The organism is Rhodococcus sp. MurmanLake-1, assembly GCF_056945715.1.
The window spans coordinates 1-22,090 of the sequence record NZ_JBWZNF010000004.1 but is presented as its reverse complement, the minus strand read 5'-3'; the positions used below and the strand labels follow the sequence as shown (position 1 = coordinate 22,090).

General features: G+C 64.4%; 20 protein-coding genes and 1 tRNA gene. 10 read left to right on the top strand and 11 right to left on the bottom strand.

Features of this window, described 5'->3' with window-relative positions:
- The first annotated feature begins 22 nt into the window (after positions 1-22).
- The gene (locus AC2ETI_RS12990) at positions 23-739 is read left to right on the top strand and encodes a hypothetical protein (protein ID WP_483634012.1); all 717 of its coding nucleotides are present in this window, start codon (positions 23-25) and stop codon (positions 737-739) included.
- 73 nt (positions 740-812) lie between these two features.
- Positions 813-894 (top strand) — tRNA-Leu (locus AC2ETI_RS12985).
- A 57-nt stretch (positions 895-951) separates the two neighbouring features.
- On the opposite strand, the gene AC2ETI_RS12980 is transcribed toward AC2ETI_RS12985, so the two are convergent.
- Positions 952-1,671 (bottom strand): aspartate/glutamate racemase family protein, encoded by a 720-nt coding sequence (locus tag AC2ETI_RS12980; protein WP_317830837.1) that lies wholly within the window; start codon positions 1,669-1,671, stop codon positions 952-954.
- Between the two features lie 232 nt (positions 1,672-1,903).
- On the opposite strand from AC2ETI_RS12980, the gene AC2ETI_RS12975 reads away from it, so the two are divergent.
- Together AC2ETI_RS12975 and AC2ETI_RS12970 are read left to right on the top strand one after the other, a co-directional pair.
- Positions 1,904-2,311, top strand: coding sequence for a hypothetical protein (locus tag AC2ETI_RS12975; RefSeq protein WP_021333455.1), 408 nt, complete (start codon positions 1,904-1,906; stop codon positions 2,309-2,311).
- Positions 2,308-2,688, top strand: a complete 381-nt coding sequence (locus tag AC2ETI_RS12970; protein WP_003945334.1) for a DUF3817 domain-containing protein — start codon at positions 2,308-2,310, stop codon at positions 2,686-2,688. Before AC2ETI_RS12975 ends, AC2ETI_RS12970 begins: the two co-directional genes overlap by 4 nt.
- Positions 2,689-2,751: 63 nt before the next feature.
- On the opposite strand, the gene rdgB is transcribed toward AC2ETI_RS12970, so the two are convergent.
- From rdgB to clpS, 7 genes are all read right to left on the bottom strand, one after another.
- A complete protein-coding gene (gene rdgB, locus AC2ETI_RS12965; protein WP_483634011.1) occupies positions 2,752-3,360 on the bottom strand; it encodes an RdgB/HAM1 family non-canonical purine NTP pyrophosphatase in 609 nt (202 codons plus the stop codon).
- A 3-nt stretch (positions 3,361-3,363) separates the two neighbouring features.
- Positions 3,364-4,149 (bottom strand): ribonuclease PH, encoded by a 786-nt coding sequence (gene rph / locus AC2ETI_RS12960; RefSeq protein ID WP_003945332.1) that lies wholly within the window; start codon positions 4,147-4,149, stop codon positions 3,364-3,366.
- 52 nt (positions 4,150-4,201) lie between these two features.
- The gene (locus tag AC2ETI_RS12955) at positions 4,202-4,960 is read right to left on the bottom strand and encodes a cyclic nucleotide-degrading phosphodiesterase (RefSeq protein ID WP_007733274.1); all 759 of its coding nucleotides are present in this window, start codon (positions 4,958-4,960) and stop codon (positions 4,202-4,204) included.
- 97 nt (positions 4,961-5,057) lie between these two features.
- On the bottom strand, positions 5,058-5,717 hold the full coding sequence (locus AC2ETI_RS12950; protein ID WP_020908272.1) for a rhomboid family intramembrane serine protease: 660 nt from the start codon (positions 5,715-5,717) through the stop codon (positions 5,058-5,060).
- Positions 5,718-5,809: 92 nt separating this feature from the next.
- Complete coding sequence (locus AC2ETI_RS12945) at positions 5,810-6,877, bottom strand: P1 family peptidase (protein WP_020908273.1); 1,068 nt, start codon at positions 6,875-6,877, stop codon at positions 5,810-5,812.
- Positions 6,874-7,464, bottom strand: a complete 591-nt coding sequence (gene aosR, locus AC2ETI_RS12940) for an oxidative stress transcriptional regulator AosR (RefSeq protein WP_428691938.1) — start codon at positions 7,462-7,464, stop codon at positions 6,874-6,876. The genes AC2ETI_RS12945 and aosR overlap by 4 nt, the downstream gene beginning before the upstream one ends.
- A 68-nt stretch (positions 7,465-7,532) precedes the next feature.
- Positions 7,533-7,844, bottom strand: a complete 312-nt coding sequence (gene clpS / locus AC2ETI_RS12935; protein ID WP_029255695.1) for an ATP-dependent Clp protease adapter ClpS — start codon at positions 7,842-7,844, stop codon at positions 7,533-7,535.
- A 121-nt stretch (positions 7,845-7,965) separates the two neighbouring features.
- Here clpS and AC2ETI_RS12930 point away from each other — a divergent pair, with 121 nt between their 5' ends.
- Genes AC2ETI_RS12930 through AC2ETI_RS12920 form a run of 3 tightly spaced genes read left to right on the top strand, consistent with a single transcriptional unit; the run spans position 7,966 to position 12,008 of the window.
- A complete protein-coding gene (locus AC2ETI_RS12930; RefSeq protein WP_483634010.1) occupies positions 7,966-9,306 on the top strand; it encodes a nicotinate phosphoribosyltransferase in 1,341 nt (446 codons plus the stop codon).
- Positions 9,303-9,950, top strand: a complete 648-nt coding sequence (locus AC2ETI_RS12925; RefSeq protein WP_021333460.1) for an isochorismatase family protein — start codon at positions 9,303-9,305, stop codon at positions 9,948-9,950. Before AC2ETI_RS12930 ends, AC2ETI_RS12925 begins: the two co-directional genes overlap by 4 nt.
- Positions 9,951-9,959: 9 nt before the next feature.
- Entirely contained in the window at positions 9,960-12,008 is a 2,049-nt protein-coding gene (locus AC2ETI_RS12920) for an ATP-dependent DNA helicase (RefSeq protein WP_019749155.1), read from the top strand.
- A 68-nt stretch (positions 12,009-12,076) separates the two neighbouring features.
- Here the strand turns inward: AC2ETI_RS12920 and glgP are convergent, their stop codons facing one another.
- Positions 12,077-14,677 carry an alpha-glucan family phosphorylase gene (gene glgP, locus AC2ETI_RS12915; protein ID WP_483634009.1) on the bottom strand — a complete coding sequence of 867 codons (2,601 nt, stop codon included), beginning with the start codon at positions 14,675-14,677 and terminating at the stop codon, positions 12,077-12,079.
- A 177-nt stretch (positions 14,678-14,854) separates the two neighbouring features.
- Here glgP and AC2ETI_RS12910 point away from each other — a divergent pair, with 177 nt between their 5' ends.
- From AC2ETI_RS12910 to AC2ETI_RS12900, 3 genes are read left to right on the top strand one after another with little or no spacing between them, the layout of a single operon-like run.
- Positions 14,855-16,879 (top strand): alpha-1,4-glucan--maltose-1-phosphate maltosyltransferase, encoded by a 2,025-nt coding sequence (locus AC2ETI_RS12910; protein WP_483634008.1) that lies wholly within the window; start codon positions 14,855-14,857, stop codon positions 16,877-16,879.
- Positions 16,879-19,080, top strand: coding sequence for a 1,4-alpha-glucan branching protein GlgB (gene glgB / locus AC2ETI_RS12905; RefSeq protein ID WP_031331511.1), 2,202 nt, complete (start codon positions 16,879-16,881; stop codon positions 19,078-19,080). Before AC2ETI_RS12910 ends, glgB begins: the two co-directional genes overlap by 1 nt.
- A complete protein-coding gene (locus AC2ETI_RS12900; protein ID WP_020970042.1) occupies positions 19,080-20,528 on the top strand; it encodes a neutral zinc metallopeptidase in 1,449 nt (482 codons plus the stop codon). The genes glgB and AC2ETI_RS12900 overlap by 1 nt, the downstream gene beginning before the upstream one ends.
- A gap of 18 nt (positions 20,529-20,546) precedes the next feature.
- Here the strand turns inward: AC2ETI_RS12900 and AC2ETI_RS12895 are convergent, their stop codons facing one another.
- Positions 20,547-21,443: a tetratricopeptide repeat protein gene (locus AC2ETI_RS12895; protein WP_020970043.1), complete on the bottom strand. Its 897-nt coding sequence runs from the start codon at positions 21,441-21,443 to the stop codon at positions 20,547-20,549.
- A 105-nt stretch (positions 21,444-21,548) separates the two neighbouring features.
- Positions 21,549-21,911, bottom strand: a complete 363-nt coding sequence (locus tag AC2ETI_RS12890; RefSeq protein ID WP_020908283.1) for a DUF3817 domain-containing protein — start codon at positions 21,909-21,911, stop codon at positions 21,549-21,551.
- Positions 21,912-22,090: the final 179 nt, after the last annotated feature.

The following is a 22,090-nucleotide window of genomic DNA, read 5'->3' as shown; positions in this document are numbered from 1 at the left end:
CGACTTCTCGGGGGGAGAAATCATGAAAGACACAGACGTAGTCAGAGCGGCCGAATTCATCGGCGCCGAGCTTCCGCGCGAGGCGTGGCCGCATTGGAATCAGGGATGGCCGCGCGAGTCCGAAGCCGCCCTTCTCGACGCGATCTTCTCGTCGCGCGCCGCCTACGGAACACCGAAGACCGGAGTCCGCGCCGTCGTCGACCGTTGGCGCACACACCGCTCGGTAGCCGCAGGCGAACACCTCGACAGCTTGTCCGCTCTCGCCGCCTTCACCGACCGTGGCGACGAGCTCGCAACGATTCTCGGCAATCGCCAGCGCGTGCCGGGCAACTACTTCACCAAAGCCGAAGGCGCGGCTCGTGCGGCCAAAGCGCTCGCCGACGCCGGTTGCCGGTGCGGTGCCGACGTCGAGGACACCGAAGGCCTCCGTTCGGCAGTCGTCTCCGTTCCGGGCCTGGGCCCCAGGACCTTCGCGACGCTGGTGTTCCTGTCCGGGAAGTTGACGGCAACTTCGATAGATCTACTTGCACGGTTCGCCACCGCAGCAAGCAGTAGTGAGGAATTGTTGTCGAGCACCGACGCAGCCGAGTTGCTAGTTGCGGTTGCCGAACATCTCGATGTCGATGTTCCAACACTCACCCACGCTGCGTGGCGATATCAACGCACGGCCGAGCAACCGCGCCGGTCGAAGAAATCCACCACGCCGCCCGCAGCGGATCCACTCGCCGAAACGGCCTGAGAGCGGGCGGGCGCATCCCGACCAGGGTGGTGTGCCCGCGAGCGATTCCACTCGCGTATCCTTTGAATTCCGCGCGCGAGTGGCGGAATTGGCAGACGCGCTGGATTTAGGTTCCAGTGTCTCAGGACGTGGGGGTTCAAGTCCCCCCTCGCGCACAACGAAAAGCCCCGCCGGATCAGATCCGGCGGGGCTTATTCGGTTCTAGATCAGGCTCAGCGCTTTCGAGCCTTGACCGGCGGGGTCATGTATGTCGTCCGACTCGGCGTCAGCCCCAGACGGACCGAGCTCTCCAACCACGTGATCGCCGACGCCGTCGGATCCACAACCGGAACGTGAATCCCTTTGCCATGCAGCCTGTCTCGGACTGCACTGGTCACACCGAGCATCCCGGTGCAACCGAGAACGACGGAATCGGCCTCGCCGTTCTGCACTGCCGCAGACGCCTGAGCGGCCAGTCGATCAATCAGTTCCTCCCGATCGGTGAGGCCAAGCACCGGCATGTCCACGACTCGAATACTGCCCAGCCGACTATCGAGCCCATACCGCCGAGTGAGCGATCGGAGCATCGGCACGACGTTCGGCAGGATGGTCACGACACCGACGCGATCGCCCAGACTCATCGCTGTCAGAAATGACGGCTCGAAGCCGCCGACCACCGGTGCGTCGATGATCTCTCGGGCGGCATGCACTCCGGGATCGGCGAAACACGTGATGAATACACCGTCGACGCCGTCGACTGCCGCCTCTTCGACCCGCTGCACGATCCCGGGGCCGGCCAGTGCCTCGTCGTACTCGGACTCGATGCTCGCCGCGCCAGAGAGCAGTGACACGACATCGACCGTCGTGCCGGGCGCCGCCCAGTGCTCCACCTCGTCTGTCACCGCCGGAGTCAGTGTGGTGTCGATGACCGGGCGAATCACTCTGATGTGCATGAAACACTCCCCTGCTTTCGGATACGCCCGAGGTTATCGATGCAGCACAGCCGGAAAAATGTGTTCAATGCCCGACGGTGCGGTGTTGGGTGGGCATAACGCACAGGTGCTGTGGCACGGCCTCTACGACACGCCGTGGCACGGCTTCTACGACACGCCGTGGAACGGCTTCTACGACACCGTGTCGGAGATCGCAGGGCGAGGCACTATAGCTCTCAGGTACCGTCTTAGTGTGTCCAAGAACGCTACTAAACGCCGACCTGCGCTGATTCTGCTGGTCATCGTGTCAGCTGCCGGCTGCCTCGCGCTCGGCTGGTGGCAGTGGGAGCGCTTCGAAGCCGTCGGAGGCTCGGGACAGAATCTCGGGTACGCGTTCCAATGGCCGCTCTTCGCGGCGTTTGTCGTGTACGCGTATCGCAAGTTCGTTCAGCTCGAAGACGTGGACCCCGAAGAGGCCGAAGCCGAGGAAGCCGCCGCGGAGCCGCGTGAGATTCCCGCCGACCTCTTGCCGCAACGCCCGCAGGCCGAGTTCGACGATGTGAACCTCGACGTCGACGACCCTGAAGCCCGCCAAATGCTGGAATACAACGACTACCTTGCGCAGCTCGCCGCTCGCGAGTCCGATAGGAGCACGACGTGAGTACCGGTTCGGAAGCGAGCATCGCTACCCCCGCAGTCAACGCAGAAAAGCAGAAGAAGGTTGCGTCGGCGCTCGTCCGATACCGCGTTCTCGCCTGGATCACCGGTCTCTGGCTGCTGTTCCTGACCGGCGAGATGGTCTACAAGTACCTGATTCTCGACAATTCGGCGGACGCACCGTCGTGGTTGTTCTACATCGGCCAGATCCACGGCCTGTTCTACATGCTCTATCTCGTGTTCACGATCGACTTGGCGATCAAGGCCCGGTGGAAGCCCGGTACGACGGTTGCCACCGCGCTCGCCGGCACGATCCCGTTCCTGTCGTTCGTGTTCGAGCACAAGCGAACTGCCCAGGTGAAGCAGGCTTATCAGCTCTGAGAGTTTCGAAAAGTAGAGCCCTGAACGCAGACGCGTTCAGGGCTCTACTTTTCGAAATTCGGTTCAGCCGGACAGTGCCGCCAGCGCCGGAACGAGTTGCACGAGCGCGCGCCCTCGATGTGACGCCGCATCCTTCTCGGCCGGGGTGAGTTCAGCGGCAGAGCGGGTGTCGCCGTCCGGACGGAAGATGGGGTCGTATCCGAAGCCCCCGTCGCCGGCTGGTTCTCGGCCGATCACCCCGCGCCATTCGCCGCGCACGACAGTCTCGTCACCGCCGGGGATCACCAGTGCACAGGCGGAGACGAATGCCGCGCCGCGCCGCTCGTCTGGCACGTCTCCCAGCTGAGCCAGGACAAGCGCCGTGTTGGCGCCGTCGTTGCCGTGAGTGCCCGACCATCGCGCGGACAGCACGCCGGGCATACCGTTGAGTGCATCGATCTCGACACCGGAATCATCTGCGATGCAAGGCATTCCGGTTGCCGCCGCGCCGTCACGTGCCTTGGCGAGTGCATTCTCCTCGAACGTCGCCCCGGTCTCGGGGGCTTCGGGGAACGGCGGCACCTCGTCGAGCCCGACCAGTTCGATTCCGTTCACTCCAGCGGCGTCGAGCACCCGGTGAAGTTCCTTCAGTTTCTTGGCATTTCGGCTGGCAACCAGTACTCGTACGCTCACAGCTCAGGCACCGAACTTCTTTTTGGGTTCCGGATTCTTCGGTTCGGGTAGCACCCCGGGATACGGCTCGGCCAACGCTTGACGCTGGATCTCGAAAAGTTGCTCACAACCAGCCAGAGCGGAGTCGAGCAGCTTGTCCAGCGTCGAGCGTGGGAACGTGGCGCCCTCACCGGTTCCCTGGATTTCCACCAGCGTGCCGGTATCGGTGGCCACGACATTCATGTCGACCTCGGCGCGCGAATCCTCTTCGTACGGAAGATCGAGGCGCACTCGTCCGTCCACGACGCCGACGCTGACGGCCGCTATGCCACACGAGATGGGCTGAGGGTCGGAGAGCAGGTCGGCTGCGCGCAGGTACGTCACGGCGTCGACCAGGGCCACGTACGCCCCCGTCACTGCCGCGGTGCGGGTGCCGCCGTCGGCCTGGAGGACATCACAGTCCAGGGCGATGGTGTTCTCGCCGATCGCAGCGAGATCGATGCAGGCCCGAAGTGATCGGCCGATGAGTCGACTGATCTCCTGCGTACGGCCGCCGACCTTGCCCTTGACCGATTCGCGGCCACTGCGCGTGTGCGTGGCGGCGGGAAGCATCGCGTATTCGGCTGTCAGCCAACCCAAGCCGGAGCCCTTGCGCCAGCGGGGTACACCCTCTTCGACGCTGGCCGTGCACATGACGCGAGTGTTCCCGAACTCGACCAGAACGGATCCGGCCGGATGACTGGTGAACCCGCGGGTGATCTTGACCGTGCGGAGCTCGTCGTCCGCCCTACCGTCTTCTCGTGTAGTCACCTTCGTGAGCCTAGCGGTCGCCCGGTCGGCACTGCATCGAATGTGAGGGGAATCAGATGTCGTAGACGCTTCCGGCGGAGACGGCATGGACTGGTCCGGAGAATTCGGATTTCGCTTCGGCGATCACGTCTTCGCGGGAGGTCCACGGCGGGATGTGCGTGAGGAGAAGTTCCTTGACGCCGGCGAGGGCAGCCACACGGCCGGCTTCCTTACCGGAGAGGTGAACTCCCTCGGGGCGATCCGGACTGTCGGTCCACGAAGCTTCGGAGAGCAACACGTCCGCTCCACGGGCGAGTTCGACGACGTTGTCACACATACCCGTGTCACCGGTGTAGACGAGCACGCGGCCGTCGGCGCCGGTGATCCGGAAACCGTAAGCCTCGGGAGGATGATTCATCCGACGGGCGACGACGCTCAGTTCTCCGAACGTCACCGGCTCGTTCTCGGCCCAGAGCCGGACGTCGATGGTGTCGGAGATGTCATCCATCTCGCCGGCGCACTCGGCGGAGGACACTCCGATGCGGCAGGCCGTGTCGGTGGGGCCGTAAACCAGAGCCCGCCCGACCGGCGGGTTGGGGTGATAGCGACGCCAGACGAGCAGGCCGGGCATGTCGAGACAGTGGTCCGCATGAAGGTGCGAAAGCAGGATCGTCACCTCGCCCGGATCGGCGTATCGCTGCAACGCCCCAAGAACTCCCGGGCCGAAGTCGATCACGAGCGGCGGAGTTCCCGGTGCCGTGAGCAGGTATCCCGAAGCCGGTGAATCCGGACCCGTGACGCTGCCGGAACACCCCAGGACGGTCATGCGCATACCGGTCATGCTGCCACGTCTACCCGTCTGGAAAAAAGCTCTTGGTGGTTTTGGCGCGTCGAAGTCACACCGCAGCGAGGGTGTGACCCACGTCCGTTCAGAAACTCGGTGGTCGGACGGCCGGCGCCGACCCTGCGCGCTTGGCCCTCTCCCTCGACGTCAGCGCCCAGGCGGCCACCACGCCGCCGATCGCTCCGAACAGATGTCCTTGCCAGGAAACCCGTGGATCGCTCGGGAGAACGCCCCACAGCACTCCGCCGTACACGACGAAGACGGCAACGCCGATCAGGATCTGTGTGAAGCTCCGCGTGAAGAACCCGCGAACCAGCAGGTAGGTGACCCAGCCGAAGATCAGCACGGACGCACCGACGTGATTCGAGTTCGAGCCGGCGAACAACCAGGTCCCGACACCGCCGATCACCCAGATGATGCCGGTCGCCGCGAGTCCGCGCGCAATTCCCGACACCAGCACGAGGAACCCGAGGATCAGGACCGGAATGGTGTTGGCAATCAGGTGAGCCCAGTCGTCGTGCAGGACCGGGGCGAACAGGATTCCCCACAGGCCGTCGAGCGTGCGCGGGGTGACGCCGGCGTTCTGGACGTTCTGACCGGAGATGACATCCACGATCTCGATCACGTAGAGCAGGATCGCGAAGCCGCCCACCAACACGGCCGACTGCTTCCACACCGAGGGCGGACCGGATTTCGGTGCCGGCGTCCGGGTGCCGAAGTCCGGATTGTTGAAATCCATCGTCATCGTGTGCGTCCTCCACGGTCGATCCGGTTTTCTGATTCGGTCACTCGCGACCAGGCTCAATTCGAGATTACCGCCGATTCCAGGAGTGCTGCCTAGAGAAATGCCGACGGAAAGAGCTCGCGGTAGCTCGGGATTCCGGCTACCGACGTGGCGTCGAGAACCGCTGTGACGATCGCACGTTCGACAACCTGCGCCGAAGCCGCGCACACCGCGTCGAGTATCGGCAGATCGTTCGGGAAAGCGGCCGGAACTGCGATCTCCGAATTCGGAGTGTGATCGCCGGTGGCGAGCGCAAAGATCGTGTCGCCGTCGAGTGGCGAATGCGCGGGCCGAATCGCACGAGCCAGACCGTCATGCCCTGCGACGGCGACGCGTCGGCACCCGGCTTTTGTCAAGGCGGCGTCAGTGGCGACCACACCGATCGTGGTGTTGAGGACTGTTCCCTTGGCTGCAACGGCGTTGGCCGCCGCGAGTTCGGACGCGTCGGGAAGCCTGAGCCCGAACGACTCCGCCCCGTCCGAGCCGACGCCCCACGGCAAGCCTGTTCTGGGATCGAAGACCGAACCCACCGGGTTCGCCACGATCAACGCGGAGACCGTCGTACCCTCGGCCGGGCCGTCGGCGATCACGACGCTGGCCGTTCCCACCCCACCCTTGAGCGCTCCGGCTCTGGCACCTACCCCGGCGCCGACCGTGCCCGTGGCGAATTCGCGCGAAGCGGTGTCGGCAGCGAGGAATCCGAAGTCTCCGGTCGGTCGAACGGTCCAGTCCCCCACCGGCAGATCGAAGATCACGGCGCCGGGCACGATCGGTACCACCTGACCAGGAGCACCCATCGCGATCCCGCGATCGTGTTCCTCGAGCCAGCGCATCACTCCATCGGCCGCGGCAAGTCCGTAGGCGCTACCGCCGGTCAACAGCACGGCATTGACCTGCTGGACCGAATGGCTCGGGTCGAGTAGGTCGGTCTCGCGGGTACCCGGACCGCCGCCGCGGACGTCGACTCCGGCAACCACACCGGCCGACGCGAGCACGACCGTGCATCCGGTGGCTGCGCCGCTTCCGAGAGTGGCTCCCTCGTCGAGCTTGTGGTGATGGCCGACAGCGAGGCCGGCGACATCTGTCAGTGAATCAGTGGGCCCGGTCCGCGTCGTGGTCATGGCATGAGCGCCTGGACGAGGGAGTCCTGCATCCACGTCAACCAGTGATAGACGTCGAGATGCGGGGCGCGCGGGTCGTCGGGTTCGAGGCTCTCCGGGGTGTCGGCGTCGATGCCGAGATTGGTTCCGAGCGCGAGACGGACGTCGTTGAGCGAGGACAGCCACGCATCGGCCTGTTCCTGCGTGAGAACGACCTTGCCGCCGACCTCCGGAAGCGAAGCCAACAACATGCGAGCGGACTCACGCTTGGCATCGATGATCTCGGGCTCGTGCAAACTGCGCAGCGCGCCGTTGACATTGGCGCCGGCGTCGTCGAGATCGTCGCTGTCCGGAGCGACCTTGTCCGGATCGGTGCGCTGGAAGTCGGGAAGCAAACGCGCCAACACCGGATTGTCGGGCGTCTCCGAATTTCCGGTACGAAGGCCCGTCAGCGCGGCGAGCTCGTCTTGCGGCGCCGAAGACGCGCGCTCGTCGAGAAGCCCGGTCACCGACTCCACGAGCGAGCGCAGAACCGCCGCCTCGTGGCCGTCCATCTCGGACTTGAACTTCACTCCGCCGAGTGAACTCTTCCTACTCCACGTCCGCACGCGTCGGACTCCCGTCTACGAGTTAGGCGAACAAATCGGTCGAAAAAGTGCTTTTCTCAGGGCTTTTCTCAGGTGTCGTCGCGTTGCATCGTGGCCCAGAGACCGGCAGCGTGGAGGCGACGAACATCGGCCTCCATCTTGTCGCGCGAACCGCTCGAGACCACGGCCTTGCCCTCCGAATGGACCTGCATCATCAGGTCGGTGGCCTTGGCTTTGCTGTAACCGAACAACTTCTGGAACACGTAAGTCACGTAATGCATGAGATTGACCGGGTCGTCCCAGACGATGGTCACCCAGGGCCGATCTGCGGCTTCGATGGTCGCAACAGCCTCCGACTGCTCGGGCGTGGCTTGAGGAGAGGAAGCCGTAGCGCCTCTCATCGTTACGTTCGCCGAGTAAGTGTCGGACACGGTCGCGCCGCCGAAAACCATGTATCCAGGGTACGGCGCGACGAGAGGCGACAACACCCACCCACGTCGTCTCGCGCATAGAGTTGTGTGCGTGCCTACGCAAATTTCCGACATCCGCGACGCCGGTGCCAGCACCGCACTGCTCACCGATCAGTACGAACTGACCATGCTCTCGGCGGCTCTCGCCGACGGATCTGCCTTCCGCAACTGCAGTTTCGAGGTATTCGCACGGCGGCTGCCAGACGGTCGTCGCTACGGCGTCGTCGCCGGTACCGAACGCCTTCTCGACGCACTCGAGCAGTTCCGGTTCGGTGAACCGGAACTGGCGATCGTTGCGAGATTCCTCGACGACACGACCGTCGAGTGGCTGCGCAACTATCGATTCTCCGGTGACATCGACGGCTACCGCGAGGGCGACTTCTACTTCCCCGGCTCACCGATCCTCTCGGTCCGCGGAACGTTCGCCGAGTGCGTCATCCTCGAAACCTTGATTCTCTCGATCCTCAACCACGACAGCGCGATCGCTTCGGCCGCAGCCCGCATGGTGAGCGCAGCGGGCGGTCGACGGATGATCGAGATGGGCTCGCGTCGTACACACGAACAGGCCGCCGTCGCCGCTTCACGTGCCGCGTATCTCGCCGGCTTCGACGCCACCTCCAACCTCGAAGCCGCGCGGCGTCACGACGTACCCAGCGCAGGTACCAGTGCGCACGCCTTCACTCTCCTGCACACCACCGAAGACGGTCCGGACGAGGCAGCGGCATTCCGCGGTCAGGCCGCGGCACTCGGCGTATCCACCACGTTGCTCGTCGATACCTACGACATCACCGAGGGTGTGAAAACGGCTGTCGCCGTTGCCGGTCCCGAGCTGGGTGGGGTTCGCATCGACTCCGGCGATCTCGGCGTTCTTGCTCGTCAGGTACGCCAACAACTCGACGATCTCGGTGCTACCAAGACACGCATCGTCGTCTCAGGCGACCTGGACGAGTACGCGATCGCGGCTCTGCGCGCCGAACCCGTCGACTCGTACGGCGTGGGTACTTCACTGGTCACCGGATCGGGCGCGCCCACGGCAGGCATGGTTTACAAGCTGGTCGAGGTCGACGGAATCGCGGTCGAGAAGAGAAGTACCAACAAGGCATCTCGCGGCGGCGCCAAGAAAGCACTGCGCGTGGTTCGCCCGACCGGAACGATCGTCGAAGAAGTCATCTACCCTGCCGGCTCGCCCGCTCCGGTTTCCGAGGCGGACGGCGCGACCGAACTGCTGATCCCGTTGGTTCGCGAAGGCAAGGTCGTCGAGAGCGCACCGACGCTCGAAGAGAGCCGCGCAGTTCTGAAGGCCGGGCTCGTGAGCCTGCCGTGGGAAGGACTCAAGCTCTCGCGCGGAGACTCGGCTGTGCCCGTTCGATTCTCCGGAGGTGAGCACCAGTGAGTGCTAAAGCACTGATCGTCGTCGACGTTCAGAACGATTTCTGTGAAGGTGGCGCTCTCGCGGTCGACGGCGGCGCTGCGGTTGCGGCGGCCGTCAACGATTTCGTCAACTCCCACGAGTACGACGCCGTAGTCGCGACTCGCGATTTCCACATCGATCCCGGGGCGCATTTCTCCGAGACCCCAGACTTCGTCGACAGTTGGCCGATTCACTGCGTCGTCGGGACGGCCGGCGCCGAGTTCCACCCGGCGTTCGACGCTTCCGTCGCCGGTTCGGCAATCTTCTCCAAGGGCGCCTACAGCGCGGCCTATTCCGGTTTCGAAGGAGCAGCCGAGGACGGCACGACACTCGAGGACTGGCTCCGCGCCCACAAGATCACCGACGTCGACGTGATCGGCATTGCCACAGATCACTGTGTCAAGGCCACGGCCATCGACGCGGCGCGCGCGGGATTCGCCACGACGGTCCTTCTCCCCTTCACCGCAGGTGTGTCGACTGCCACGATCGAGTCGGCATTGGTACAGATGCAGGAGGCGGGAGTGCAGCTGATCGGGCGAGACGAGGCGTCGTCGGAAGAAGACTCGAATGCCGGGGAACTACCCCGGGAATCATCCGTGGACGTTTCTGACGTAGGGATCCATTAACCTTCGTGGGTGGCCGATCAACTCCCGAACGTTCCCGAACTGCTCCAGACAGCGGTGCGGTCGCTCGGCGGTGCCGAACGAACCAGTCAGCTGACGATGGCGTCGGCCGTGGCGCACTCGATCGACACGGGCGAGCATCTGGCCGTCCAGGCCGGCACCGGTACCGGTAAGTCACTCGCCTACCTCGTTCCGAGCCTGCGCCATGCGGTCGAGTCTGGGCGCACTGTGGTCGTGTCCACTGCCACCATCGCGCTTCAGCGCCAGCTCGTCGATCGAGATCTGCCACGGCTGGCCGATGCACTGAAGAAGCCACTCGGCCGACGCGCCGAGTTCGCAATCCTCAAGGGCCGCAACAACTACCTGTGCATGAACAAGATTCACACCGGCGCGTCGGAACAGCCGCCCGAGGACGAGTTGTTCGATCCGTTCACGGTCTCGCGTCTGGGCCGGGAGGTCGTCCGCCTCACCGAATGGTCGTCCGACACCGAAACCGGTGATCGTGACGAATTGGTACCGGGCGTATCCGATCAGGCGTGGCGGCAGGTCAGCGTCACCTCCCGCGAGTGCATCGGAAAGAACCAATGCCCGGTCGGTGAGGACTGCTTCGCCGAGCGCGCCCGCGTCGAGGCGTCGAAGGCCGACGTCGTCGTCACCAACCACGCGCTGCTCGCTATCGACGCCATCACCGGCATCCAGATCCTCCCTGACCACGACGTCGTGGTGATCGACGAAGCCCACGAATTGGTCGACCGCGTCACCGGTGTTGCCACGGCCGATCTCACAGCTTCTTCGATCAGTGCCGCGGCCAGGCGTTGCGGCAAGATCGCCGAAGAGCAGGACGCCGACCGACTCGAAGCCGCCGGCGAGGGTTGGGCGGGGCTCCTCGAGGAATTGCGTCCAGGTCGATGGGAAGGCCTCCCGGACGGTGCGGCGCCCGCACTGGCCGCGATACGCGACGCGGCCTGGTCGCTGCGCACCGCAATCGGTCCGGCCAAACCGGGCATGGCAGCCGCAGACCCCGAAGCCGCTGCAGCCCGCAACGCTGCGCTCTCGTCCGTCGACGACGTCCACGACAGTGCCGTGCGTATTCTCACCGCTTTCGACGAACCAGACCCGGCCAAGCGCAAGGACGTCGTCTGGCTGTCCTCGGACGAGTTCCGCGGATCGGTGCGGCGCTCCGTCCGGATGGCTCCGCTCTCCGTCGGCGGATTGCTGCGCTCGCGACTGTTCGCCGAATCCACCGTCGTTCTCACCTCCGCGACACTGACCGTCGGCGGATCGTTCGACGGTCTCGCCGTCAACTGGGGCCTTCCTGCGGAATCGTCGGTGCGACCCGACTCGGGTACCGCCATCGGCACCGAAGCACCTTCTGACGCTTCTGCTTTCCGCTGGAACTCACTCGACGTCGGGTCGCCCTTCGACCATGCCAAGGCCGGCATCATCTACATTGCCCGCCACCTGCCCACGCCCGGCCGCGACGGCCTCTCCCCGGTCTATCTCGACGAGATCGCCGAACTCGTCGAGGCCGCCGGCGGACGCACCCTCGGCTTGTTCTCCTCGATGCGCGCCGCCAAAGCCGCGTCGGAGGCGATGCGCGAACGCCTCGACACCCCGATCCTGTGCCAGGGCGACGACGCCACCGGCACCCTCGTCAAGGCCTTCGCCAAGGACGAACCCACGTCACTGTTCGGCACGTTGTCCCTGTGGCAGGGCGTCGATGTCCCTGGCCCATCGCTGAGCCTCGTCATCTTGGACCGGATTCCGTTCCCGCGCCCGGACGACCCACTGTTGATGGCTCGCCAACAAGCCATCGAATCCCATGGCGGTAACGGCTTTCTCAGCGTCTCGGCCAATCACGCGGCGCTGCTCCTGGCACAGGGCGTGGGTCGCCTGCTTCGCAGCACCGACGACAAGGGCGTGGTGGCCGTGCTCGATCCGCGTCTGGCCACGGCGAGATACGCGGGTTACCTTCGCGCATCGCTGCCGCCCTTCTGGGAGACGACCAACCCCGAAGTCGTCCGCAAGGCGCTCACCCGCATCCGTGACTCACGTCCCTGAGCCAGTTCTCACGCGGACACAATTCTGCCCCGGTACCTACCGAACGGACCGGGGCAGAATGCAATACGTCAGACGCTCGGAGTGGTCACCAACCCGAGTTCGGACGCATCGACCAACAACCGGTGATGCGGCAGCACCCGCACGGTGTATCCCACGGAACCGGAGACCGGAAGCGCGACCTCGGCTTCGAAGATCTCGGTTCCGTCCTCGGCGCCGAAGTGTGTCATCGGGAACGTCACAACGTCGGTGAGTTCCTCGCCCGGGCTGACGCGTCCCAGGACTGCCTGGACCTGGACATCCGAGACCGACAAGCCGCCGAGGCGGACCTTGGCCCTCAACGAGATGGTCGCACCGATCTCCGGAGTGTCCGGCAAGCCGGAACCGTCCACCTGCTCGACGGCGACCGACGGCCACTGCGATTCGATGCGACGACGGAACTCGGCCACCTCACGCGCGCCGGCAAAATCGTCCGCCACTACCGCTCGAGCTGATTCCGCCGAAGGTGCGTAGTAGTCGACGGCGTAGTCACGAACCATGCGTGATGCCAACACCTTCGGGCCCAGATTCTCGAGGGTGTGGCGAACCCTCTCGACCCAGCGTGTCGGCAGATCGGCTGCATCACGGTCGTAGAACGTCGGCAGTACCGCGTGCTCGAGAAGTTCGTAGAGAGCGCTGGCTTCCAGATCGTCACGCCGCACGTCGTCGAGAACACCGTCGGCCGTCGGAATGGCCCACCCGTTCTCGCCGTCGTACATCTCGTCCCACCATCCGTCGCGAATGGAGAGGTTGAGTCCACCGTTGAGCGCGGACTTCATGCCGGAAGTGCCGCACGCCTCGAGTGGGCGAAGTGGGTTGTTGAGCCACACGTCGCAGCCCCAGTAGAGGTACCGGGCCATCGACATGTCGTAGTCGGGCAGGAAGACGATGCGGTGACGCACATCCGCTTCGTCGGCGAACCGTACGACCTGCTGGATGAGTGCCTTACCGCCGTCGTCGGCGGGGTGCGACTTACCGGCCACCACCAACTGCACCGGACGCTTCTCGTCGAGCAACATCGCACGCAGACGCTCGGGATCACGCAGCATCAGCGTCAACCGCTTGTACGTAGGCACGCGCCTGGCGAATCCGACTGTCAAGACGTTGGGATCGAAAACTCCAGTGGTCCAGCCGAGTTCAGCTTCGGTCGCGCCGCGTTCGAGCCACGACGCTCGGACGCGACGACGGACTTCGTCGACCAACTTGCCGCGCAACGCATTACGTGTCTCCCACAGTTCGTTGGCCGACAACTCGTGTAGGCGCTCCCAACCGCGCGCTTCTTCGAGTTGCTCCTGCCCCACGATCCGCCTGGCCACGTCCATCCACTCCGGCGCAGCCCACGTCGGAGCGTGGACACCGTTGGTGACCGATCCGATCGGCACCTCGTCGGCGTCGAATCCCGGCCAGAGACCGTTGAACATGTCGCGACTGACGATGCCGTGCAACTTCGAGACGCCATTGGCTCGCTGGCCCAGGCGAAGACCCATGTGCGCCATGTTGAAGATCGACGGATCGGATTCGCGCCCCATCCCGACGATGCGGTCGACGGTCAGTCCGGGAAGCAAACTCGATTCGTTCTCGCCGTTCGCTCCGCCGAAGTAGTGACGGACCAGATCCGCCGGGAAGCGGTCGATTCCGGCGGGAACCGGAGTATGCGTCGTGAAGACCGTTCCGGCGCGGACCGCGGCCAGAGCCGAATCGAAGTCCAGACCGCTGGTGGTCACAAGTTCCCGAATCCGTTCGATGCCGAGGAATCCGGCATGCCCCTCGTTCATGTGGAAAACCTCGGGATCGGGCAATCCGTACGCCGCGGTGTAGGCACGCACCGCACGGACGCCGCCGATACCTGCGAGGATCTCCTGCTTGATGCGGTGATCCTGGTCCCCACCGTAGAGACGGTCAGTGACGCCGCGCAGATCCGCGTCGTTCTCGGAGATGTCGGAATCGAGCAGCAGCAACGGCACTCGTCCGACCTGAGCGATCCACACTCGCGCACGCAGCACTCGTCCACCGGGCATCGCGACGTGAATGACGACCGGTGATCCGTCGTCGGACGCCGGACCTGCGTCCGTCAGCAAACGAAGAGGCAACCCTTGAGGATCGTGCGGCGGGTAGTGCTCGGCCTGCCAACCGTCGGCGGTCAGCGACTGGCGGAAGTAGCCGGATCGGTAGAGCAGTCCGACGCCGATGAGCGGCAGCCCGAGGTCGGACGCGGCCTTGAGGTGATCGCCCGCGAGGATGCCCAATCCGCCGGAGTAGTTGGGCAGAACTTCGCTGACTCCGAACTCCATGGAGAAGTACGCAATTCCGCCGGCCAACGATGTGCCCTTGGCCTGCTGAGACTGATACCAGCGCGGCGTGCTCAGATAGGCATCGAGATCGGCTGCTGCAGTGTCGAGGTCACCGAGAAATGCCTCGTCACTGCTGAGTTCGTCGAGACGGGTGGGGTTGACTTCCCCGAGCATGCGGACCGGATCGAACTGGACTGCTTGCCAGAGTTCGGGGTCGAGTCGCGAGAACAGATCCTGTGTCTCGGGATGCCACGACCACCGAAGGTTGGTGGACAGGGGGCCGAGCGCGGCGAGGCGCTCCGGAATGTGGGCTCGGACAGTGAACCGACGCAAGGCTTTCACCCCGCGAACCCTAGTCGAGTTCTTTGCACTCTGTCCGGTGGAACCGAACGCCCGAGCCGACCTGACCACCGACAGACCCGAATTCGTCGTTATCAGCACTCCAGCGTCGCACCCACTACGGTTGAACCCGGCGAAAGAAAGTTTTACCGCGATCCATCATCAGAAATGGAGCTTCCCGTGTCAGGACGCCTCGGTATCGACGACGTGGTACCCGAGATCTCGGGTAACTATCCGGCAAAGGCCGTGGTCGGTGAAGTCTTCCCGGTGCACGCCACGGTGTGGCGAGAAGGCCACGACGCCATTTCCGCCACTCTTGTCGTGCGTGGTCCGCGCGGTACCAAGCCGCTGCGCATTCCGATGGATCCCGGGACCGAACCGGACACCGTCGACGCGGTGTTCACGCCGTCCGCCGAAGGTATGTGGTCGTTCCGGATCGAGGCGTGGAGCGATCCCATCGCCACCTGGAAGCACGCCGTGGAAGCAAAGCTCGCCGTCGGGCAAGGGGCGGCCGAGTTGGCCAACGACCTGGAAATCGGTGCGCGCCTGTTCGAAAAGGCCGCGCACGAAGTGCCGCGGGGCAACAGGTCCAGGCTCGAGGCCGTCACGGCGTCGCTGCGCAGCGATCAGGCGCTGACTGCTCGCGTCGCTCCGGCCTTCGCCTCCGACGTCGCCGAACTGCTCCGCGCTACTCCACTTCGCGAACTGGTCACCAAGGGCGAGTCCCACCCCGTCGTCGTCGATCGCAGCCGTGCGCTGTTCGGCTCCTGGTACGAGTTCTTCCCCCGTTCGACCGGTGGATGGGACGAGAACGGAGTACCGCAGCACGGCACGTTCCGCACTTCGGCCGAAGACCTGCCCCGCATCGCCGCAATGGGTTTCGACGTCGTCTACCTTCCGCCGATCCATCCCATCGGCGAGATCAACCGCAAGGGTCGCAACAACACCCTCACCCCCGAACCCGGCGACGTCGGTTCGCCGTGGGCGATCGGCTCTGCCGACGGCGGGCACGACGCTGTTCACCCCCAACTCGGCACGCTCAAGGACTTCAAGGCCTTCGTCACTGCGGCCCGCAAGCTGGATCTCGAAGTGGCACTGGATCTCGCGCTGCAGTGCGCCCCGGATCATCCATGGGCTCAGAAGCATCCGGAGTGGTTCAACGTTCTTCCCGACGGCACCATCGCCTACGCCGAGAACCCGCCCAAGAAGTATCAGGACATCTACCCGATCAACTTCGACACCGATCCTCGCGGTCTGGACAAGGAAATCCTGCGCGTGGTCCGCCACTGGATCAACGCCGGAGTCAAGATCTTTCGTGTCGACAACCCGCACACCAAGCCGCCCAACTTCTGGGAGACACTCATCTCGGAGGTCAAGAAAACCGACCCCGACGTCTTGTTCCTCGCCGAGGCGTTCACTCGTCCGGCGCGCATGTACGGCCTTGCCAGGCGCGGGTTCACGCAGTCGTACACGTACTTCACCTGGCGAGTTGCAAAGTGGGAGCTCACCGAATTCGGTAACGAGCTGGCGGCAAAGGCCGACGAGGCCCGACCGAACCTCTTCGTGAACACACCGGACATCCTGCACGAGTCCCTCCAGCACGGTGGGCCCGGAATGTTTGCACTGCGAGCAGCTCTCGCCGCCACCCTGGCGCCGACGTGGGGCGTCTACTCCGGTTACGAACTCTACGAACATCAAGCCGTTCGCCCCGGCAGCGAGGAATACCTCGACTCCGAGAAGTACGAACTTCGTCCGCGCCGTTTCGCCGAAGCGGCAGCGCGAGGCGAATCTCTCGAGCCGTGGATCACCGCACTCAATCGCATCCGGCGTGCACACCCGGCCCTGCAGCAGTTGCGGAACCTGCACTTTCACCACATCGACAACGACGCGTTGATCGCCTACTCGAAGTTCGACGCCTCGACCGGTGACGCCGTCCTGACGGTGATCAACCTCAACCCGTTCGCGGCAGAAGAGGGCACCGTCTGGTTGGACATGCCGGCGCTCGGACGCGAATGGCACGACCACATGACCGTGCTCGACGAGGTTACCGGTGAGCAGTTCAATTGGGGCCAAGCCAATTTCGTCCGCCTCGAGCCCTGGCGTTCGGTGGCGCACATCCTATCGCTCCCACCCGTTCCGTATCCGGCCCGGATCTCTCTGGCCTACCAAGCACGCAATGCGCACCGCGCAGGTGGAGGCAAGTGATGCCAACCGAAAAGTCCCCTTCGGGTATCGCGCCGGACAATCACGATCTGGAACTGTTGGCGCGCGGTGAACATCACGATCCGCACAGTGTTCTCGGCGCCCATCCCCACGCCGACGGCACCGTTCTTCGAGCGTTGCGTCCCAACGCCGAGTCCGTCAGCGCCGTCATCGGCGGCAAAACCTTTCCTCTCGAACATGTTTCGAACGGAATATTCGCGGCCCTGGTCCCCTACCCCGACCTGATCGACTATCGCTATTCCGTGACGTACCCGGGTGGCCACACGGTTCTCGCAGCCGACCCTTACCGATTCCTGCCGACTCTCGGTGAACTCGACCTTCACCTGTTCGGCGAAGGTCGGCACGAACGACTGTGGGACATCCTCGGCGCACATCCGCGTTCGTACGAGACACCGGACGGACCCGTCGACGGCACCTCGTTCGCCGTCTGGGCTCCGGCCGCCCGCGGCGTGACCGTCGTCGGCGACTTCGACGGGTGGAGTGGGCAATTCGCCCCCATGCGAGTCCTCGGCTCCACCGGGGTCTGGGAACTCTTCCTGCCCGACATCGCAGTCGGTTCGCTGTACAAGTTCCGGGTCCACGGCCACGACGGCTCGGTTCGCGACAAGGCCGATCCCATGGCATTCGGTACCGAGGTACCGCCGGCGACGGCGTCGCGAGTGACCACCAGTTCGCACGAATGGAACGACGCGGCCTGGCTGGAAACCCGCGCTGGTGTCGACCCTTCGCAGTCCCCGATGAGCGTGTACGAGGTGCACCTCGGATCGTGGCGTCCGGGACTCGACTACCGGCAGATGGCCGAGCAACTCGCCGTATACGTCACCGAAACCGGATTCACCCACGTCGAACTGCTGCCCGTCTCCGAGCATCCGTTCGGTGGATCGTGGGGGTACCAGGTCACCTCGTACTACGCACCGACCTCCCGCTTCGGCACCCCGGACGACTTCCGGTGGTTCGTCGACCACCTGCACGCCGCAGGGATAGGCGTCATCGTCGACTGGGTGCCTGCACACTTCCCCAAAGACGAATGGGCGCTTGCCCGTTTCGACGGAACGCCGTTGTACGAGCACGCCGATCCGCGTCGCGGCGAGCAGTTGGACTGGGGCACATACGTATTCGACTTCGGTCGCCGCGAGGTCCGGAACTTCCTCGTCGCCAACGCGCTCTTCTGGCTCGAGGAGTTCCACATCGACGGACTGCGCGTCGACGCCGTCGCATCGATGCTGTACCTGGACTACTCACGTCCGGAAGGTGGATGGACTCCCAACATTCACGGTGGCCGCGAGAATCTCGAAGCTGTTGCGTTCCTGCAGGAGATGAACGCCACCGTCCACAAGAACCACCGAGGAGTCGTCACCGTCGCCGAGGAGTCGACGGCGTGGCCCGGAGTCACTCGGGCGACCAATGTCGGTGGCCTCGGGTTCAACATGAAATGGAACATGGGGTGGATGCACGACACCCTCGGATTCCTCGGTCACGACCCGGTGCACCGGACTTACCACCATCACGAGATCACTTTCTCGCTGATGTACGCGTGGAGTGAGAACTACCTGCTACCGATCAGCCATGACGAAGTGGTGCACGGCAAGGGAACTCTGTGGACCCGGATGCCCGGCAACGACTTCGCCAAGGCTTCCGGCCTGCGCTCACTGCTTGCGTACATGTGGGCGCATCCGGGCAAGCAACTGCTGTTCATGGGACAGGAGTTCGGTCAGAGCGCGGAATGGTCCGAAGAACGCGGCCTCGACTGGTGGCAACTCGACGATCAGTACACCGGCACTCTCCACCGCGGCGTCCAGCGACTGGTCGGAGATCTCAACTCCGCGTACCGACGCCATCCGGCGATGTGGACCCTCGACACCTCCCCCGGCGGATACTCCTGGATCGACGCCAACGACACCGAGAACAACGTCCTCAGTTTTCTGCGTTACGGTACTGACGGTTCGATTGTCGCCTGCCTGTTCAACTTTTCGGGCAGTGAGCACTCGAGCTACCGCGTCGGGCTACCAGAGCCCGGCCGATGGGTGGAAATTCTCAACACCGATGCCGAGGTGTATGGCGGCTCCGGAGTCGGGAACCTCGGAGCGGTCACGGCAACGTCGCGTTCGTGGCACGGTCGGCCAGCCTCCGCACAGGTGGCGCTGCCAGCTGCTGGAGCGATTTGGATAAGTCTGGAGCGTTGATGGTCGGCCGGCGAGTAGTCATTGTCACGTCGTCACTGTTCGCAGTGGCCGCACTGCTCGCCGGTTGTGCCAGCGGAACGAACGGGCACGCCGTCTCGATCTATCACGATCCGTTCCGCGTCGCCGGACTCGACGCAACAGCAGGCCCCAGCGGATTGCGCCCGGGAGCCCCCAATGCGGACCGAGCAATCACCGGTACCGACGGCGGGGACATCGACGCCCTGGCGGCCAACGCCATCACCGACATCGAAACTTACTGGGCCGCCGAGTACCCGGCTCTGTTCGACAAGCCCTTCGAGCCGGTTGACGAGCTGATCTCGTGGGACCCCACCGAATCGAACGGCCCGGACTTCTGCGAAGAGACCACCGAAGAACTCATCAACGCCGGGTACTGCAGCATCGATCACACCATCGGTTGGGATCGCGAACTGCTACTGCCCGAGGTACGAGAGAAGTTCGGCGAAGTGGCCGTCGCCTTCATTTTCGCGCACGAGTACGGCCACGCCGTACAACGCAAAGCCGGGATCGTCGGCGGCAAACGAGATGCGGCCCTGGTGCGAGAACAGCAAGCCGACTGTTTCGGTGGCGCCTTCTTGCGGCACGTCGCCGAGGACAAGGCCGCACACTTCACGATGAACACCTCCGACGGCCTCAACAAGGTGTTGGCCTCGGCGGTCGCCATCCGCGACGAAGACCCTAATGATCCTGAGAGCCACCATGGTTCGGCGTTCGAGCGCGTCACCGCCACTCAGATCGGCTTCACCGACGGCGCCGGCGCCTGCGCGAAGATGGACGCCGACGAAATCGAGTCACGACGCGCAGACCTCCCGCAACAGTTCGCCGAAGGCAACGACTCCGGAGAACTGCCTGTCACCGAGGCAACGCTCGACGAGTTCGTGAAGACATTCCAAGCGATCTTCGATCTACCCGAGCCGCCGAAGGTCGTGTTCACCGGCGCAGACACCGGGTGCAGCGACGCCGTTGCGACCGAGCCCGTCTCGTACTGCCCGTCGACGAACACCATCGGAATCAGCGTCGACGACCTGGCCGAGCGCGGCACGCCGGGTCGCGTCGGTCGACGTGAGTTGATCCAGACCAACATCACCGGTGACTACAACGCCTACGTCCTGCTCGCGTCGAGGTACACCCTCGCGATGCAGAAGGAGAACGGCCAATCGCTCGACACTCCGCAGACTGCCTTGCGCGCCGCCTGCCTGTCCGGCGTCATCACCGCAGCGCTCAGTCCCACCAACGCTGCGGCGTCCGGAGCTCAAGTCACACTCTCCCCCGGCGACCTCGACGAAGCCGTATCGGGGCTGCTGACCGACGGCCTCGCCGCCAGTGACGTCAACGGTGAGACGGTGCCGAGCGGGTTTGCACGCGTAGACGCGTTCCGGACCGGTGTACTGGGTGGCCGGGAAGTGTGCGACAGCCGCTACACGGAGTAGCGGCTGCCGGTCCACACGTCAGTAGAGAGCGGAAGCCAACTTACGCCGGGCCGCGATGACGATCGGTTCTGCCGGGTCGAACAGTTCGAACAGCTCGAGCAGGCGCGTCCGCGCTGCGGCCTTGTCGTCGCCGGCAGTTCGAGATACCACCGAGATCAAGCGAGCGAACGCAGCCTCGGGTTGCTGGGCGAACATTTCCAGGTCGGCTGCAGCGAACTGCAGTTCGAGATTGGACGGATCAGCATCCGCGGCCGCAATCGACTCGGGATCGACGCCCTGAACCCGAGCCATGAACTTCACCTGGCGAACAGCGCTCTTGGCCTCCGCGTTGTTGGGTTCGGCGTCGAGAATCACCTGGTAAGCAGCGATGGCGGCGTCGAGATCGCCCTCGTCCAGCGCGGTTTCAGCGGCCACGAAGCGAGGATCCTCGACCTCCTCCACCGGTTCGTCCCCGTCGGACACCGGCCCACTCAACTTGCCCTCGACAGCTTGGAGCACTGCGTCGAACCACTGGCTGAGCTGCGCCTCTGGCTGAGCGCCCTGAAAATCGGCCAACGGCTGACCAGCCGCGACGGCAACAACCGTCGGCACCGACTGGACACCGAATGCCTGCGCGATGCGAGGACTCACGTCGACGTCGACGTTGGCAAGAATCCACTTGCCGCCGGCGCGCGCCGCCAATGATTCGAGAACTTCGGTGAACACGACCGAGGGCTCGTATGCGCGGCCACCGATGTTGACGATGACCGGCACCTGGCTCGACTTCAGCAGGACTTCGCTTTCGAAGTTCTCCTCGGTCACCTCGATCACTGCCCCGGAGACAGCAGAAACGGCCCCGTCGCCGCTGGTGTTACGCGGCGGTGGTGGGGCCGTGGCCCGCTCTTTGAAGGCGGACAAGTCGACTGCGCCGCTCATGGCGGCAGCAACTGCGGACGAACGCGCGGGGGGCCTGGAACCTGGTCGAGTCACGACTCCCAGTTTGTCACGAGTTGCGCGAAGCTACGTAGAGGGATGCAGCACTCAGACGAGCGCCGCGTTGCCCTTGGACGCCTCGAACTCCGTGGACAGCTCACCGAGCTTGCCGTTTCGCACTGCCCAGCGTTCGAATATGACGGTGCCGAACGGGGGAACGCTCGAGATCAGCGCAAGGATCGTGGTCTTGATGTCCCACTTGAGCGACCACGCAGTCAGCAGAGCAACAACGATGAACACCAGGAAGCCGGCGGTGCCGTGAACCATTCCGGGGATGCGAATCGCTTCTTCGTGTCCGAGGACCCACTTGAAGAACATGGCAACCAGCAAGGCCGCCCAGGTCACAGCTTCCCACCACGCCACCAGACGGAAGCGTTTCGCGGGAGTGGATACGTCAAAGATGTTCGCCATGAGGCCATTGTGCCCGAACAACTACGACGCCCCGTAGTTGTGTGAGCAAAACCACGGGGCGTCGCAGAGCGAGAGCGCTCGTTCAGGTGTATTTAGACACTCACGCCTTGGGGACGCGGATGATGAGTGCGTCGCCTTGTCCGCCGCCGCCGCAGAGTGCGGCTGCGCCGATGCCGCCG

Excerpts from the sequence above, each read along its gene's own strand:
- AC2ETI_RS12990 (WP_483634012.1), top strand. The coding sequence starts at position 23 with ATGAAAGACACAGACGTAGTCAGAGCGGCCGAATTCATCGGCGCCGAG.
- AC2ETI_RS12980 (WP_317830837.1), bottom strand. The coding sequence starts at position 1,671 with ATGCACATCAGAGTGATTCGCCCGGTCATCGACACCACACTGACTCCG.
- AC2ETI_RS12955 (WP_007733274.1), bottom strand. The coding sequence starts at position 4,960 with ATGCGCATGACCGTCCTGGGGTGTTCCGGCAGCGTCACGGGTCCGGAT.
- AC2ETI_RS12950 (WP_020908272.1), bottom strand. The coding sequence starts at position 5,717 with ATGACGATGGATTTCAACAATCCGGACTTCGGCACCCGGACGCCGGCA.
- AC2ETI_RS12945 (WP_020908273.1), bottom strand. The coding sequence starts at position 6,877 with ATGACCACGACGCGGACCGGGCCCACTGATTCACTGACAGATGTCGCC.
- clpS (WP_029255695.1), bottom strand. The coding sequence starts at position 7,844 with ATGAGAGGCGCTACGGCTTCCTCTCCTCAAGCCACGCCCGAGCAGTCG.
- glgB (WP_031331511.1), top strand. The coding sequence starts at position 16,879 with ATGCCAACCGAAAAGTCCCCTTCGGGTATCGCGCCGGACAATCACGAT.
- AC2ETI_RS12900 (WP_020970042.1), top strand. The coding sequence starts at position 19,080 with ATGGTCGGCCGGCGAGTAGTCATTGTCACGTCGTCACTGTTCGCAGTG.
- AC2ETI_RS12895 (WP_020970043.1), bottom strand. The coding sequence starts at position 21,443 with ATGAGCGGCGCAGTCGACTTGTCCGCCTTCAAAGAGCGGGCCACGGCC.
- AC2ETI_RS12890 (WP_020908283.1), bottom strand. The coding sequence starts at position 21,911 with ATGGCGAACATCTTTGACGTATCCACTCCCGCGAAACGCTTCCGTCTG.